General features: G+C 62.0%; 15 protein-coding genes. 7 read left to right on the top strand and 8 right to left on the bottom strand.

Annotated features, from left to right (window positions below):
• The first annotated feature begins 53 nt into the window (after positions 1-53).
• Complete coding sequence (locus AB8B29_RS21220) at positions 54-914, top strand: MurR/RpiR family transcriptional regulator (RefSeq protein ID WP_037192326.1); 861 nt, start codon at positions 54-56, stop codon at positions 912-914.
• A gap of 97 nt (positions 915-1,011) precedes the next feature.
• Entirely contained in the window at positions 1,012-1,788 is a 777-nt protein-coding gene (locus tag AB8B29_RS21215; RefSeq protein WP_037192327.1) for an SDR family oxidoreductase, read from the top strand.
• 17 nt (positions 1,789-1,805) lie between these two features.
• On the opposite strand, the gene nadC is transcribed toward AB8B29_RS21215, so the two are convergent.
• From nadC to AB8B29_RS21190, 5 genes are all read right to left on the bottom strand, one after another.
• Positions 1,806-2,663, bottom strand: coding sequence for a carboxylating nicotinate-nucleotide diphosphorylase (gene nadC / locus AB8B29_RS21210; protein ID WP_037192329.1), 858 nt, complete (start codon positions 2,661-2,663; stop codon positions 1,806-1,808).
• Between the two features lies 1 nt (position 2,664).
• A complete protein-coding gene (locus tag AB8B29_RS21205; protein ID WP_439006708.1) occupies positions 2,665-4,206 on the bottom strand; it encodes an L-aspartate oxidase in 1,542 nt (513 codons plus the stop codon).
• Positions 4,203-5,174 (bottom strand): quinolinate synthase NadA, encoded by a 972-nt coding sequence (nadA, locus tag AB8B29_RS21200; RefSeq protein WP_037192334.1) that lies wholly within the window; start codon positions 5,172-5,174, stop codon positions 4,203-4,205. Before nadA ends, AB8B29_RS21205 begins: the two co-directional genes overlap by 4 nt.
• A gap of 69 nt (positions 5,175-5,243) precedes the next feature.
• Positions 5,244-6,146, bottom strand: a complete 903-nt coding sequence (locus tag AB8B29_RS21195) for an NUDIX hydrolase (RefSeq protein ID WP_037192336.1) — start codon at positions 6,144-6,146, stop codon at positions 5,244-5,246.
• A gap of 114 nt (positions 6,147-6,260) precedes the next feature.
• Positions 6,261-6,953, bottom strand: a complete 693-nt coding sequence (locus AB8B29_RS21190) for a GntR family transcriptional regulator (RefSeq protein WP_037192338.1) — start codon at positions 6,951-6,953, stop codon at positions 6,261-6,263.
• 129 nt (positions 6,954-7,082) lie between these two features.
• On the opposite strand from AB8B29_RS21190, the gene AB8B29_RS21185 reads away from it, so the two are divergent.
• Genes AB8B29_RS21185 through AB8B29_RS21165 form a run of 5 tightly spaced genes read left to right on the top strand, consistent with a single transcriptional unit; the run spans position 7,083 to position 12,360 of the window.
• Positions 7,083-8,087: an ABC transporter substrate-binding protein gene (locus AB8B29_RS21185; RefSeq protein ID WP_439006707.1), complete on the top strand. Its 1,005-nt coding sequence runs from the start codon at positions 7,083-7,085 to the stop codon at positions 8,085-8,087.
• 53 nt (positions 8,088-8,140) lie between these two features.
• Positions 8,141-8,956, top strand: coding sequence for an ABC transporter ATP-binding protein (locus tag AB8B29_RS21180; protein ID WP_051963302.1), 816 nt, complete (start codon positions 8,141-8,143; stop codon positions 8,954-8,956).
• Between the two features lie 4 nt (positions 8,957-8,960).
• On the top strand, positions 8,961-9,824 hold the full coding sequence (locus AB8B29_RS21175) for an ABC transporter permease (RefSeq protein WP_037192342.1): 864 nt from the start codon (positions 8,961-8,963) through the stop codon (positions 9,822-9,824).
• Between the two features lie 55 nt (positions 9,825-9,879).
• Positions 9,880-11,616 carry an L-arabinonate dehydratase gene (gene araD / locus AB8B29_RS21170; RefSeq protein WP_037192344.1) on the top strand — a complete coding sequence of 579 codons (1,737 nt, stop codon included), beginning with the start codon at positions 9,880-9,882 and terminating at the stop codon, positions 11,614-11,616.
• Positions 11,617-11,634: 18 nt separating this feature from the next.
• Positions 11,635-12,360, top strand: coding sequence for a ribonuclease activity regulator RraA (locus AB8B29_RS21165; protein ID WP_037192346.1), 726 nt, complete (start codon positions 11,635-11,637; stop codon positions 12,358-12,360).
• 40 nt (positions 12,361-12,400) lie between these two features.
• Here the strand turns inward: AB8B29_RS21165 and AB8B29_RS21160 are convergent, their stop codons facing one another.
• The 3 genes from AB8B29_RS21160 to AB8B29_RS21150 are packed head-to-tail and all read right to left on the bottom strand — an operon-like array spanning position 12,401 to position 15,093.
• Positions 12,401-13,213, bottom strand: a complete 813-nt coding sequence (locus AB8B29_RS21160) for a glycerophosphodiester phosphodiesterase (RefSeq protein WP_037192349.1) — start codon at positions 13,211-13,213, stop codon at positions 12,401-12,403.
• A 40-nt stretch (positions 13,214-13,253) separates the two neighbouring features.
• Positions 13,254-14,141 carry an ABC transporter permease gene (locus AB8B29_RS21155; protein WP_037192352.1) on the bottom strand — a complete coding sequence of 296 codons (888 nt, stop codon included), beginning with the start codon at positions 14,139-14,141 and terminating at the stop codon, positions 13,254-13,256.
• Between the two features lie 25 nt (positions 14,142-14,166).
• Entirely contained in the window at positions 14,167-15,093 is a 927-nt protein-coding gene (locus tag AB8B29_RS21150; RefSeq protein ID WP_037192354.1) for an ABC transporter permease, read from the bottom strand.
• Positions 15,094-15,104 lie beyond the last annotated feature (11 nt).

Below are 15,104 nucleotides of genomic sequence, written 5' to 3'. Positions count from 1 at the left end.
TTTGGTCTGCTCGTGATGATGCGTGAATCGGCCCCGACGGCCCGAAGGGACAGATGTCTATCTTGAAGAAAATCAGTGCGCAGCTCGAGACCATGGCGCCTGCCGATCGCCAGATCGGGCAATTCATCGTCGAAAATCCCGACCAGATGTTGCGCCTCTCATCGGCGGCGCTTGCGGTCGAGACAGGCCGCAGCCAGTCGAGCGTCGTCAAGTTCAGCCAGAAGCTTGGCTATGCCGGCTACCAGGAACTGAAGCTTGCCGTCAGCGAGGCGAAAGCCCAGGAATGGCCAGCCCCGGCCGGCATGATCCACGGCACGATCGAAGTGGGTGACGGCTATCTCACGATCCTGCAGAAGCTGTTGGGCAGTAAATTGCAAGCCATGCAGCAGACCATCTCGGTCAACAATGAGGGCGATATCGACAAGGCGCTCGAAGCCCTTCACGATGCACGGCGCATCCATCTGGCCGGCGTCGGCGCCTCATCGCTGGTCGCCCGCGACTTTTCCTACAAGCTGATGAAGCTCGGCCGCAACGTCCTGCATGACAGCGACAGCCACGTGCAGATGGCCAATGCGTCGACGCTCGGCCCGGACGATCTGCTCTTCGCCCTTTCCTATTCCGGCACCAGCATCGAGACGCTGCGGATCGCCGAGCTCGCAAGCCAGCGCAAGGCGACCGTCATTGCCGTCACCGGACTTCAGGACAACCCGCTTGCCCGCGTTGCCGATATCCGCCTTCACACCGTCGGCGACGAGGATCGCGTCCGCTCCTCGTCGATCACGGCGCGCGATGCCCAGCTGATGTTGACGGATTTGCTGTTCATTCTGCTGGTGCAAAAGCAGCCCGATGCCCACGACTATGTCCACAACAGCGAAACCGCCGTTTCCGTGCTGAAGGCCAAACGCCTTTCGTAGAGACCGGTAAACAAGCTGTGACGGCTGCCACTCTGTACTGCAGGGATTTCCGGACGTAGCTTGCGAGCCCTTTCGCAACGCACCCGGAGACAATCTCATGGACCTTGGCCTCAAGGATAAAGTCGTTCTGATCACAGGCGGCTCTAAGGGCATCGGCTACGCCTGCGCCGAACTCTTCCTGTCGGAAGGCGCGCGTGTCGCCATATGTTCGCGCGCGCAAGCCAACATCGACAAGGCGCTTTCGAAGCTCTCCGGAGCGCAAGGCTATGCCGCCGACCTGATATCCGATGAGCAGGCACTCGCGGTCGTCGACAAGGTCGAGGCCGAAATCGGCCCCATCGATATTCTCGTCAACAGCGCAGGGGCTGCGGCGCGCACGCCGGCAGACGAACTGACCCCTGCGATCTGGCGCGCCGCGATGGATGCGAAGTATTTTTCCTATATCAACGTGATCGATCCCGTCATCAAACGCATGGGTACGCGTGGCTCGGGCGCCGTCATCAATATCATCGGCAATGGCGGCAAGATCGCCTCGCCCTTCCATCTGGCCGGCGGGTCGGCCAATGCCGCCCTGATGCTCGCAAGCGTCGGGCTCGCCAACGCCTATGCCGGCAAAGGCGTGCGTGTCGTCGGCCTCAATCCCGGCCTGACAGAAACGGATCGCGTCGCCGAAGGCCTGAAGGCGGCGGCGAAAGCTACCGGCTCGACAGAGGAGGAGGCGCTCGCCGACGCGCTGCGGCGCATCCCGATCGGCCGCATGGCAGATCCTACCGACATTGCCAATGTCGTTGCCTTCCTGAGCTCGACCAAGGCAAGTTACGTTACCGGCGTCGTCATCAGCATGGACGGCGCACAAGTGCCGATCGTTGTCTGAGCTTGCAATCGGCGGCGTTAAGCCGCCGACTTCCAGTCCAGGCCGATATCGAGCGTCGGCGCGCTATGTGTCAGCCATCCGACGGAAATGAGATCGACACCGGAGGCCGCGATTGCTGCAGCGGTTGCCGGCGTGATGCGGCCCGACGCTTCGGTAATGGCTCGTCCGGCGACAATATCGACCGCCTCGCGCAGCTGATCCGGCGCCATATTGTCGAGCAGCACGGCATCCACACCTTCGGCCATGGCTTCGCGAAGCTGTTCCAGCGTATCGACCTCGACTTCGATCTTGACCATATGGCCGACGCCCGCCTTGGCTCGACGGATCGCCTCGACGACACCGCCCGCAATGGCAACATGATTGTCCTTGATCAGCACAGCGTCATAGAGCGCGAAGCGATGGTTCATGCCGCCGCCAGCGCGGACTGCATATTTCTCCAGCGCCCTCAGGCCCGGCGTCGTCTTGCGGGTGCAGACGATCGAAGCCTTGGTGCCCGCGATCGCCTCGACGATGCCGCCCGTCACGGACGCTATACCCGAGAGATGGCCGAGGAAATTCAAGGCGGTGCGTTCCGCCGTCAGCAGGCCGCGCGATGGCCCCTCGATCGTTGCAATCACCTCGCCTGCCTCTACCTTCGTGCCGTCAGGCACGTGGCGGGTCATGGTGATGCCGGGATCGACGAGCTGGAAGGCGAGTTCGGACGCATCGAGGCCGGCGACCACACCCGGCTGGCGCGTCACCATTGCCACGCGGGACCGATGCGTCGCGAGGATCACGGCAGCGGACGTGACATCGCCGGCAAGGCCGAGATCCTCAAGCAGGGCATTGCGCACCAACGGCTCGACGATGAGGCGCGGAAGGGGAACGAGGGTCATGTCAGGCGCTCCTGGCGAAGGAATAGGGAATGACGGATCTCGCGATGTCCAAGGCATCGGACAGACGCATCATGCGACGCTGCACATGCTGCAGCTTCAGCGGAAAATCCGTGCGGGCGTGGGCACCGCGCGATTCCCTCCTGAGGCTGGCGAAGACGGCGATCAGCAGCGCGACGAGGGCCGGATCGGCCGCCGGACCCTCACTGTCGAACAACGGCAGGAGGGCTGCGATCGCGCCATGAATCGCGCCAGCATTGCGCAGTACGCCGAGATGGCGCGAGACAACAGGCCGAACAAGCGACGGATCGGGTGCCACGAGACGCGCATGATCGTGCAGCAGCCTTGTCGGGCCTGCATCGATGCCGGCGATATCATGCGCCGCTCGCATGCCCATCACGGCAGCTTCCAGCAGGGAATTGCTGGCAAGGCGGTTGGCCCCGTGCAGGCCGGTGGATGCCGCCTCGCCAACGACCCATAGGCCGGGCACGGAACTGCGGCCATTCTCGTCCGTCGCCACGCCACCCATATGATAGTGGACAGCCGGACGCACCGGAATGAGATCACGCGATGGATCGACGCCGGCCTCGCCGCAAAGCGCGTCGATGACAGGGAAACGCGCCGCGAAGCGGTTGCCGAGCGCCTCACGGGCATCGAGAAAAACCCGGCCTCCGCGCGCGATTTCCGCGCTGATGGCGCGCGCAACGACATCGCGGGCGGCCAACTCGGCGCCATCGACCTCAGCCATGAAGCGCTCGTTATTCTCATTGACGAGCAAGGCACCCTCGCCACGAACCGCCTCGCTGACGAGCGCCAGCGGTCGCCTGCGGCTGTCGAGCGCCGTCGGATGGAACTGCACGAATTCCATGTCGGCCAGAAACGCGCCGGCCCGCGCGGCAAGCGCGATCCCCTGCCCGAAATTGCCGACAGGATTGGTCGTGGCCTCGTAGAGGCCGCCTATGCCGCCCGTCGCGAGCACGACGCGGCAGGATGGCAGGATGACGGTACCCTTCTCCGTAGCACACAGCAGACCGGCGATATGGTCGCCGTCCAGCAACAGCCGTCGCGCCTCATAGCCTTCAAGCACCCTGATCGACGGCGCGCGGGCGACCGCCTCTGTAAGCGCACGGACTATGGCCGCACCCGAGCCGTCGCCTTTCGCATGCACGATACGGCGACGTGAATGAGCCGCTTCGAGGCCCAATGATAGGACGCCGGCGCCATTGCGATCGAACTGAACGCCGGCCCGCTCCAGCGCGGCGATGGCAGCGGGCGCTTCGGCGACGATGCTCGCAGCCACCTTCAAATCGCAAAGCCCGTCGCCGGCGGCAAGCGTATCGGCCAGGTGCAACGCAGCACTATCGTCGTCACCCATGCTGGCAGCGATACCGCCCTGCGCCCAGGCGCTCGACGTTTCCCCGCCGAGCGCGGCGCGCGTTACGATCACGGTGGGTTCCGGGGCCAAGGTCAGCGCTGTCATCAGCCCGGCAAGACCACTGCCGACGATAACGATGCGACCGCTCAGTTCTTCAAGAATCTCGCTCATATCGCCAGCATCCTTTCCACCGCGCGGCGGGCGGCGACCGCGATCGCCGGATTGATCGTCACTTCATGCTGCCCCTCTTCCAACGCCTTACGGATATTCCCGAGCGTGATGCGCTTCATATGCGGGCAGAGATTGCAGGGCCGGATGAACTCCACATCGGGATGACGCACGGCGACATTGTCGCTCATCGAACATTCCGTCAGCAGCACGACGCGCGCGGGGCGCCTTTTGCCGACATAGTCGGACATGACGGCAGTCGAGCCGGCAAAATCCGCTTCCATGACAACATCCGGCGGACATTCGGGATGCGCAAGCACCGTGACGCCAGGATAATTTTCACGCAGTTGGCGCACGTCATCGGCGGTGAAGAGTTCATGGACCTCGCAGTGTCCATGCCAGGCGATGAGCTGAACATTGGTTTCGCGCGCGACGTTGCGCGCCAGATATTCGTCCGGAAGCATCAGCACTTTCGGCACGCCGAGCGATTCCACCACCTGTTTGGCATTGCCCGAAGTGCAGCAGATATCGGATGCCGCCTTCACGGCAGCCGAGGTGTTGACATAGGTGACGACGGGAACGCCCGGATGTGCCTGTCGCAGCAAGGCGATATCCTCAGGCGTGATCGAATCCGCCAGCGAACAACCCGCGTCCATATCGGGGATCAGCACCGTCTTTTCCGGGTTCAGCAGCTTGGCGGTCTCGGCCATGAAGTGCACGCCGGCAAGGACGATGATGTCGGCGTCGACCTCGATGGCCTTGCGCGCCAGCGCCAGGCTGTCGCCGACAATATCGGCAACGCCGTGGAAGATCTCCGGCGTCTGGTAGTTGTGGGCGAGAATGACGGCGTTGTGCCGCCGCTTCAGCTCGAGGATGGCCTCGACATCATCCTGAAACGTCAGCCATTCGGCTTTCGGGATGACGCGGCTGACACGATCATAGAGGGAGGATGCGGATACGGGAAGATTCATGACCGGCTCCTTGTTATACTCATTTTGAGCATATTATGCGCAAATAGATATTCTCGATATGAGCATATGTCAATTGCGGGAGAGCGGTAATTTCGTTCCGGCGAATTCGCGTTCTTCGAGGATGGCGTGACGGAAGCGGAAGAGCTTCGCCGGGCGGCCGCCGGTCTCGCTTTCGGAGCCGCCGGTCTCTTCCACCAAGTCCTGCTGTTCGATCAGCCGTCGGAAATTCTGCTTGTGCAGCGTCAGGCCTGCCAGCGCCTCGACTGTTCGCTGCAATTGCAGAAGCGTGAAGTTCTCAGGCATGAGCTCGAAGACGACCGGGCGGTACTTGATCTTGGCCCGCAGCCGCGCCATGCCGGTGGCGAGGATACGACGGTGATCGGCAAACATCGGCCGTCCGAAAGTTCGCGACTGCTCGCAGCCCGCCTCGGCGACGATACCGGCCTCGTAGAGCAGCTCATAGCGCTGCAGAACGAGATCTTCGTTCCATGCGGCCCCGTTTAATCCAAAGGCGAAATCGATACGGCGCCGGCGTTGATCACGCCTCGCAGCGTCACCATCGACCCAGAGCGCAACGCGGGCGGCGATGTCATCGAGGACCGCCGGCCGACCTTTGCGATGGTCTTCCCAAGGGAAATATTCGTACCAGCCATGCCATCCCGGCAGGCCGCCGCCGGGGGCTGCCTGTTCGCGCACCAGGCCGAGATAGCTGATCGAGATCGTTCGTCCGCCGAGGATCTCGTTGTTTCGGTCACGATCGGCGAAGGTATAAAGCTGCTCCAGATAGCCGACGGGATGAGCCGTCTGCTCCCTGATCCACTCACGAAGCCCGCTTTGCAGCGTGCGATGCCCAAGCTCGAACGGACCGGACGGCAAAGCTTCGCCCGACCGCACCGTCATCACCCTGGGATCATTGCCCGTGACAGCCGTCAGGACCGCGATCAGCTCGGCATGCGCAAGTCCGATGGTCAAGCAAACTCCATGATCTGTTTCATCACATGCTTTCTCGCATGAAGCGAGGCGCAAGCCAATGCGCGCGCTTGCGCGCTCCACATGTCCAAGCAATCCTGAGATGACCGATGGCGTTTAACGGCTCACATAATCCGGATATTGCTCGCAGATCAGATCGATGATCGATAATGTGCCGGAGAGATGCTTGCGCAAGGCGGCAACGGCCGCCTCCGGATCGCCCAAGCGAACGGCATCGACGACGGCCTGATGATCGACGATGATCTGCTCCAGTTTGCCCGGCATCGGCAGATTGAGCATCCGCAGCCGGTCGATATGTGCGCCCTGACGCCGAACTGTCGCCCACAGGCCGAGAATGTCTGCCCTCTCGTAAAGTACCCGATGAAAATCCTTGTCGAGCATATCAAAGAGATCGTAGGTCTCCGGCGACACGACACGTTTTTGGCGAGACAGAACCGTCTCCAGAGCCGCTGACGTCTCATCCGGCGCTTCCAGCGTCAGCCGGCGGATCGCCTCAAGCTCGATCGACAGTCGCAGGAAATGCGCTTCGGTGGCATTACGAATATCGATCCGCGAAACGACGGTTGCATATTGCGGATAGACCTCGACCAGCCCCTCCTCTTCCAACCGAATCAAGGCATCGCGCACGGGCGTCTGGCTGACGTTAAATTCGCTCTGCAGCGAGATGCGCGATAGCACCGTCGTCGGTGGCAGGCTCATGGAAAGAATACGTGACCGCAGGATTTCCAGGATCTGCGGCGCGACCTGACGGGAGCGGTCCAGGGCGAATTCTTTCGGGTTGAGCTTCACTGGCAGCCTTTCTGATCGAGAGCGTCGAACCATTAAGCACAGTTTAGGGCTTGATGCACTGATACATTAGTGCTTTAGTCCAACCAAGCCAACTCCATTTCTCAAGGGTTGGATCAATGGGAGGAGTAGATGAGAGGATTTCTTCGCTGTCTGACCGCGGTCGGCGTGATGCTTGCCGGCACTTTTTCAGCCGGCGCCGCTGAAAAGACCGACATTTCGATCACGCGCCAGCCGGGCATTCTTTATCTCGCCAGCCACGTCATGGAGACGCAGAAGCTGATCGAGAAACACGCGGCGGCCGATGGCCTGCCCGGCGTCACGGTGGAATGGCGCACCTTCAGCGGCGGCGGCGCGCAGACCGATGCACTGCTTTCCGGCAGCGTCGACATCGTCAATACCGGCACCGGCAACCTCCTGCTGCTTTGGGATCGCACCAGGGGCAAGGTCAAGGGCATCGTCACCAATTCGGCCCAGCCGGTCATCATGGTCTCGCGCGATCCGCGGGTTCAGTCGCTGAAGGATATCCAGCAGGGCGACAAGATCGCCGTGCCGACGGTCGGCGTTTCGACGCAGGCTATCCTGTTGCAGATGGCTGCCGCGCAGATGTATGGCGACGACCAGGTGCACAAATTCGATGCCAATACGGTACAGCTCGGCCATCCCGATGCCATGGCAGCGCTTGCCAACCAGACGCATGAGGTGAAGAACCACTTCTCCGCCCCACCCTTCCAGTATCTGGAGCTGAAGCAGCCGGGCGTTCATAAGGTCATCGATTCCCGCGACATCATCGGCGGCGAGCTGACCCAGGGCACCTTCTTCACCACGACCCAGTTTGCCAGCGCCAACCCGACGATCATCAAGGCGGTGCGCGAAGCGACGGCGGAAGCGATCGATTTCATCAAAAAGGACCCGAAATCGGCGGTGGAAGCCTATAAGACGGTCAGCGGCGACAAAACTGGTGTCGACGACCTGCTGGCGATCCTCAATGAGCCGCACATGATGGAATTCCGCATGGACCCACAGGGAACCATGAAGTTCGCGGCCCATCTCTGCAAGACCGGCACACTGAAGACGATGCCCAAGGCCTGGACCGACTACTACCTGCCGGAAGCAGCCGATCTCAACGGCAACTGACGCCTGCGGGCGGCGCGAATGCCGCCTTCAAGCCATTTCGTGGAGGAGCCCTCATGCTTCAGACAAAAATTGCCGCCGACAAGCCCACAACAGAAACGGCAACCGCAAAGCCGCTGTTGAATGTCGATAAGGTGACGCTGCGCTACAAGACGCCGAATCTCCTCATCACCGCGACGGAAAACGTCAGCTTCTCGGTTGCCCAGTCCGATCGCTTCGTTCTCCTCGGACCCTCGGGCTGCGGAAAATCGACCCTGCTGAAGGCCATCGGCGGCTATATGACGCCAACGGCGGGCCGGATCGAAATCAAGGGACAGCCGGTCAAGAAGCCCGGCGCCGACCGCATGATGGTCTTCCAGGAATTCGACCAGTTGCTGCCGTGGAAGACAGTGCTCGAAAACGTCATGTTTCCGCTGACGACGGCACGCCGCCTGCCACGCAGGGAAGCCGAGGCCATCGCCCGCGACTATATCGAGAAGGTAAAGCTCACCCGGGCGGTGGACACTTATCCGCATATGCTTTCCGGCGGCATGAAGCAGCGCGTCGCAATCGCCCGCGGCATGGCCATGCAGCCCGATATCCTGCTGATGGACGAGCCCTTTGCCGCACTCGATGCGCTGACCCGCCGCCAGATGCAGGATGAGCTGCTGCAGCTCTGGGAAGATACCCGCTTCACCGTCATCTTCGTCACCCATTCGATCGCCGAGGCGATCAAGATCTCCAACCGCATCCTGCTGCTGTCGCCGCATCCCGGCCGCGTCAAGGCCGAAGTGCGCGATGTGGAATCGGTCCGCAATGACGCCGCGGCCGCCGCAAAGCTGGAGCAGGAAATCCATCACATGCTGTTTGCCGAACAGGGACACAGGGAGTGAGACCATGAGCGCACCGCAGATCATCCTTGCCCCCGAGACAGCCGAAACGGTCGGCCATATCGCCGCCGTCGAACAGAAGCTCGGCCCGCTGGAGCTCCTCTGGCAATCCGGTCTCTTTCGCAAATCACTGCTGATCGTCGCCCTTGCCATCATCTGGGAGACCTATGCCCGGCATCTCGACAATCCCCTCCTGTTCCCGACGCTCAGCGACACGCTGACGGCGCTCTACGATCGGTTCGCCGACGGCGTCCTGCCAGCCCGCATCTGGACCACCTTGAAGGTGCTGGTGACGGGTTACGTCTCGGGAACGGTGCTTGCCGCCATCCTCACGGTCGTCGCGATCAATACCCGCATCGGCACCGATTTTCTTGAAACCATGACGGCGATGTTCAACCCGCTGCCGGCAATTTCGCTGCTGCCGCTCGCCCTCATCTGGTTCGGTCTCGGACCGGCAAGCCTCGTCTTCGTACTCATACATTCGGTACTTTGGGCTGTCGCGCTCAACACTCATGCCGGTTTCCTCGGCGTCTCGCGCACGCTGCGTATGGTCGGCGCCAATTATGGGCTGACCGGACTTTCCTATGTCTTCCGCATATTGATCCCGGCCGCCTTCCCCTCGATCCTGACCGGACTAAAGATCGGGTGGGCCTTTTCGTGGCGTACGCTGATTGCCGCCGAACTTGTGTTCGGCGTCTCCTCCGGCCAGGGCGGCCTTGGCTGGTTCATCTTCGAAAACCGCAATCTTCTCGACATACCCTCGGTCTTCGCCGGCCTGCTGACTGTGATCGTCATCGGGCTTATTGTCGAGAACCTGGTCTTCCAGACGATCGAGCGTCGGACCCTGCAAAAATGGGGCATGAAGGAATGATGCGGCGCATCGACTTATCGCTTCCACCAACATTCGGATACGAGGCTGGAATACAATGAGCAGCAGGAAAATACCGTCGGAACTGCGCAGCGCCAGATGGTTCGCCCCGGACGATCTCAGAAGTTCGGGGCATCGTTCGCGCACCATGCAGATGGGTTATGCGCCCGAAGAATGGACCGACAAGCCGGTCATCGCCATCCTAAATACCTGGTCCGATGCCAACCCTTGCCACGCTCATTTCAAGCATCGCGTCGAGGATGTGAAACGCGGCATCCTGCAGGCCGGCGGCTTTCCGTTGGAACTGCCCGCCCTGTCGCTGTCGGAAAGCTATGTGAAGCCAACGACCATGCTCTATCGCAACATGCTGGCGATGGAAGCTGAAGAGCTGCTGCGCTCGCATCCGGTCGACGGCACTGTCTTGATGGGCGGCTGCGACAAGACTACGCCCGGCCTCGTCATGGGCGCGCTCTCCGCGGGGCTGCCAATGATCTACCTGCCGGCCGGCCCGATGTTGCGCGGCAATTACCGCGGCGAATATCTGGGCTCCGGCTCGGATGCCTGGAAATTCTGGGACGAGCGCCGCGCCGGCACCATTTCGGAGAAGGAATGGGTCGACGTCGAAGCCGGTATCGCCCGCTCCTACGGCCACTGCATGACCATGGGCACGGCAAGCACCATGACGGCGATCGCCGAGGCGCTCGGCCTGACATTGCCCGGCGCCAGCTCCATTCCGGCACCGGATGCCAACCATATCCGCATGTCCTCGGCCGTCGGCCGTCGCATCGTCGAGATGGTATGGGAAGATCTCATTCCCTCCAAGATCGTCACGGAAGCCGCGGTTAACAATGCCGTCGCGGTGGCAATGGCGACGGGCTGTTCCACCAATGCCGTCGTCCATTTGATCGCCATGGCGCGGCGGGCCGGCGTCAATCTCTCGCTTGACGATCTCGACACGGCTGGCCGCACCACGCCGGTGCTCGCCAACATCAGGCCGACCGGCAAGACCTATCTGATGGAGGATTTCTATTACGCCGGCGGCCTCAGAGCGCTGATGGCGAAGCTCTCTTCCAAGCTCGACCTGTCGGCACTCACCGTATCCGGCGTTACGCTCGGCGAAACGCTGGAAGGTGCCAAATGCTACAATGACGACGTCATCCGCTCGCTCGACAATCCGGTCTATCATGAAGGCTCGCTCGCGGTGCTGAAGGGCAACCTTGCTCCAACAGGCGCCGTCATCAAGCCGGCCGCCTGCGATCCGCGCTTCCACAAGCATCAGGGGCCGGCGCTGGTGTTCGACAGCTATCCGGAGATGAAAGCGGCGGTGGACGATGAAAATCTCGACATCACGCCAGACCACGTCATGGTGCTGCGCGGTGCTGGCCCACAGGGCGGGCCGGGCATGCCGGAATGGGGCATGCTGCCGATCCCCAAGGCGCTCTTGAAGCAGGGTCATCGCGACATGCTCCGCCTCTCCGACGCCCGTATGAGCGGCACCAGCTACGGCGCCTGCATCCTGCATGTATCCCCGGAATCCCATGTCGGCGGCCCGCTGGCCTTGCTGCGCAACGACGATATCGTTCGTCTCGATCTCGAAGCGCGGCGCATCGACATGCTTGTCGACGAAGGCGAATTGCAACGGCGGCGCAAAGCATGGGTCAAGCCGGCCGAGAAATTCGGCCGCGGCTATGGCTGGATGTTCTCGCGCCATGTGGCGCAGGCCGATACGGGCTGCGACTTCGACTTCCTGGAAACCAGCTTCGGCCCGACACCGGGCGAACCCGACATCTATTGATCGCAAAGGATATTCTGTATGAGCAACTACGTGCTGAGCAACGAGACGCGCAACAAGCTGATGGGGGTCGCAACACCGACGATCGCCACGGCCCTCTTCAAGCGCGGCTTGCGCAACCAGTTCATCCAGGATGTCCGGCCGCTCTCGCCGAAGAAGGCGAACATGGTCGGCCAGGCCTTCACCCTGCGCTATATTCCGGCGCGCGAAGACCTCAACACGCTCGAAGTCTTCCGTAATCCGGAACATCCGCAGCGTGCCGCCGTCGAACAGTGCCCGCCCGGCGCCGTTCTGGTCATGGACAGCCGCAAGGATGCTCGCGCCGCATCGGCGGGCTCGATCCTGATCTCGCGCCTGCAGGTGCGCGGCGTGGCCGGCGTCGTCACCGACGGCGGTTTCCGCGACAGCCCGGAAATCGCCGCACTCAATATCCCCTCCTATCATCACCGCCCCTCAGCGCCGACAAATCTGACGCTGCATCAGGCCATCGAGATCAACGGTCCGATCGGCTGCGGCGACGTCGCCGTTTTCCCCGGCGACGTTCTTGTCGGCGACAATGAAGGCGTCATCGTCATTCCCGCACATCTGGCAGATGAAATAGCAGACGAGACCGTGGAGATGACGGCTTACGAGGACTTCGTGACCGAGGAGGTCATGAACGGCGCCACCATCATCGGTCTCTACCCAGCAACCAGCGACGCCCCGAAGCTCAAATTCGCCGAATGGCGAAAGAAAAAGGGCCGCTGACGGCGGCCCTCACGCAACAGCGTAGCCACGGGAATGTCCGTTACTCCTCGATTCCGGCTGCGCTTCTCGCCAGCATGCACAGGAAATCCACGTCGTCGCCGATCAGGGCGTCGATAATGCCGTCCTTGACGCAATGCCGGATCATGGGAAGCAGGTCCCTGCCGCCTTGCCAGAAAACGGCGAGTTTTTCCGGTAGCGGCAGGCTCAATCGCACAGCGATCCCAGCCTCCTGCAGGGCCTCGGCATCGGCTCGATGAAAGCGATTGAGCTCCAGCGACACGCCATCTATCCCGCCTGATCGCATGGAGGCGACGATATCGACCGGACGATGATGAAGGATCGCTTCCGTCTGCAGGCGGGGCTCGATCTCCTTCACCCGCCGCAGATCGAGGTGATCGAAGGAGGAGATGGCGACGTGCTCGAAGGCATCCATGTCCCTCAGCGTCCCGATCATGATGTCGGCCAGCCTGTCGGGCCGCTCCTGCTCCTTCATCTCGATGGCGAGGCGCGTGTCCGTCCGCTTCGCCCAGGAGACCACCTCGGCGAACGCCGGCGCGCGCGTGCCGGCAAAACGCGCATCGAATTTCGCGCCCGCATCGAGCGTCAGAATATGGTCGAGATCATGATCGGCGACGAAGCCTCGGCCGCTCGTGGTGCGATCCAGCGTCTTGTCGTGCATCACGACGATCTTGTCGTCGCGCGTCAGCATCAGGTCGATCTCGGATTCGTTGGCGCCGGCGTCCACCCCTTTCTGGAAGGCAAGGATGGTATTTTCCGGGAAATGTCGGCTGAAGCCGCGATGGGCTGCGATGCGCAGCAGGCCGTGACGAGCGGCATGAAGAGGTAGAGGCAATGGAAGTCTCCTTGGATTATCGAATGTTTTCAGCAAAAGCTTAGTGCAGCGTCGGGTCGAAGGCGTCGCGCAGATAGTCGCCGATCAGGCTGATCGACAGCGACAGCAGGAAGATCACGATGCCCGGCAGCGTCGAAATCCACCATTCGGTCATGATGTAATCGCGCCCTGCGCCGACCATGCTGCCGAGGCTGACGAGCGGCGGCTGGATACCGAGGCCCAGGAAGCTCAGCGCCGATTCCTGCATCAGGATTTCGGGCAAGATCACTGTGAGATTGACGAGAACCACCGAGAGGATATTCGGCAAGACATGCAGGAAGGCGATGCGGGGTGTGCCGGCGCCGTTGCGCTTCAGGGCAGCGACATAGCCCCGCTCCAGTTCCAGGCCGGCCATGGTGCGAACCAGCCGGGCGTAACGCTCCCAGCCGTAGAGGCCGAGCAGCGCCATGAAAAGCCAGAGGTTGTCGCCGAAGAAGGCGAGAACGGCGAGCGCGATGATCAGAAACGGCATCGATGCCTGGAAGTCCACCGCGACCCGGATCAGCATGTCGGCAAAGCCGCGGCGAAACGCGGCGAGCAGTCCGAGCGTCGTTCCGAGCGCCAGGCTGATCACTGAGGCGCCGAGCGCGATCAGCAGGCTGGTCCGCACGCCATAGAAGACACGGCTTAGAATATCGCGGCCAAGCTCGTCCGTGCCGAGAACGTGCTTGAATGTGCCGCCGAACAGGAGCGGCGGCGCCTTGCGGGCATGGAGATCGATCTGCGCAAAGCCATAGGGCGCAAGCGCATTGGCAAAGATCGCAACCAGAATGAACGTGACAAGCACGATCGCGCAAACCGCCGTCGTGAGATCGAGACGCGGGCTACGCGACGCTTTCTCGGACTTGATCTTGGGGAGCGCATCGGCGCCGGTCGCGGCGTTCGTCATGATGATGACCTTTCGAAGTGGCCGATCAGGCCGATGCCCGATGCCGCAGGCGCGGATCGGCGAGAATGTAGAGACAATCGATGAGGAGATTGGCGCTCACCATCGTCGCCGTGATGAGGATGACGATGGTCTGCACGATGTTGAGGTCGCGCTGCGCCACCGACGAAACGAGAAAGCGGCCGACGCCGGGCCAGGCATACACGGTCTCGACAACAGCCGCGCCGCCGATCATGCCGCCGACGAGAAAGCCGAGCATGGTCAGGAGCGGCAGGGCCGCATTCGGCATGACATGCTGCCAGAGCACCGCGCTCTCGCCGATCCGCTTGGCGCGGGCGGCCAGGATATAGCGCTGGCCCAGCACTTCCAGCACGCTCGAACGAACGAAGCGGGCGATGATGCCGGCATTGTAAAGACCGATCACCAGAACAGGCATGACCAGATGCGCCGCCGTCGATCCGCCGCCGCTTGGCAGCAGCCGCAGCGACACGGCGAACAACTGAATAAGCAGGATTGCGATCAGAAAATTCGGCAGGGAATGCATCAGCACCGCCAGCATCATCACGAAACGGTCGATCAGACCGCCGCGATTGCGCGCGGCCAGAATGCCAAGCGGCACGCCGGCGCCAAAAGCCAATATCAGCGCCGCGCCCATCAACTCCAGCGTCGCCGGCACCTTCGAAAGGACCAGCGTCAAGGCATCCTGCCCGTTCAGCAGCGACTTGCCGAAATCCCCGCGCAATAGATGGCCGAGATAGGAGAAATACTGGATGTAGAGCGGTTGATCGAGACCCCATTGCTGCCGCATCAGCGCCACCACTTCCGGCGGCGTCTCGACGGGCAACAGCGAATGCAGGGGATCGCCGCTGATACGCAGGATGATGAAGGTAAAGGTGATCGCCAAGAAGAGCGTGACGAGGGCCCTGAAGAGCGCACGCAGAATGGATTGAAGCATGGCCCGTTCCT

Origin of the sequence: Rhizobium sp. 11_C7_N12_5 (genome assembly GCF_051811145.1) — a bacterium.
Classification (GTDB): Bacteria; Pseudomonadota; Alphaproteobacteria; order Rhizobiales; family Rhizobiaceae; genus Rhizobium; species Rhizobium lusitanum.
The sequence above is the reverse complement of the archived record's forward strand: the minus strand, read 5'-3'. Positions and strand labels throughout refer to the sequence as shown.

Bases quoted from the DNA above. Each gene is read 5' to 3' on its own strand.
- AB8B29_RS21220 (WP_037192326.1), top strand. From the start codon at position 54: ATGTCTATCTTGAAGAAAATCAGTGCGCAGCTCGAGACCATGGCGCCT.
- AB8B29_RS21215 (WP_037192327.1), top strand. From the start codon at position 1,012: ATGGACCTTGGCCTCAAGGATAAAGTCGTTCTGATCACAGGCGGCTCT.
- nadC (WP_037192329.1), bottom strand. From the start codon at position 2,663: ATGACCCTCGTTCCCCTTCCGCGCCTCATCGTCGAGCCGTTGGTGCGC.
- AB8B29_RS21205 (WP_439006708.1), bottom strand. From the start codon at position 4,206: ATGAGCGAGATTCTTGAAGAACTGAGCGGTCGCATCGTTATCGTCGGC.
- nadA (WP_037192334.1), bottom strand. From the start codon at position 5,174: ATGAATCTTCCCGTATCCGCATCCTCCCTCTATGATCGTGTCAGCCGC.
- AB8B29_RS21185 (WP_439006707.1), top strand. From the start codon at position 7,083: ATGAGAGGATTTCTTCGCTGTCTGACCGCGGTCGGCGTGATGCTTGCC.
- AB8B29_RS21180 (WP_051963302.1), top strand. From the start codon at position 8,141: ATGCTTCAGACAAAAATTGCCGCCGACAAGCCCACAACAGAAACGGCA.
- AB8B29_RS21175 (WP_037192342.1), top strand. From the start codon at position 8,961: ATGAGCGCACCGCAGATCATCCTTGCCCCCGAGACAGCCGAAACGGTC.
- araD (WP_037192344.1), top strand. From the start codon at position 9,880: ATGAGCAGCAGGAAAATACCGTCGGAACTGCGCAGCGCCAGATGGTTC.
- AB8B29_RS21165 (WP_037192346.1), top strand. From the start codon at position 11,635: ATGAGCAACTACGTGCTGAGCAACGAGACGCGCAACAAGCTGATGGGG.
- AB8B29_RS21155 (WP_037192352.1), bottom strand. From the start codon at position 14,141: ATGACGAACGCCGCGACCGGCGCCGATGCGCTCCCCAAGATCAAGTCC.
- AB8B29_RS21150 (WP_037192354.1), bottom strand. From the start codon at position 15,093: ATGCTTCAATCCATTCTGCGTGCGCTCTTCAGGGCCCTCGTCACGCTC.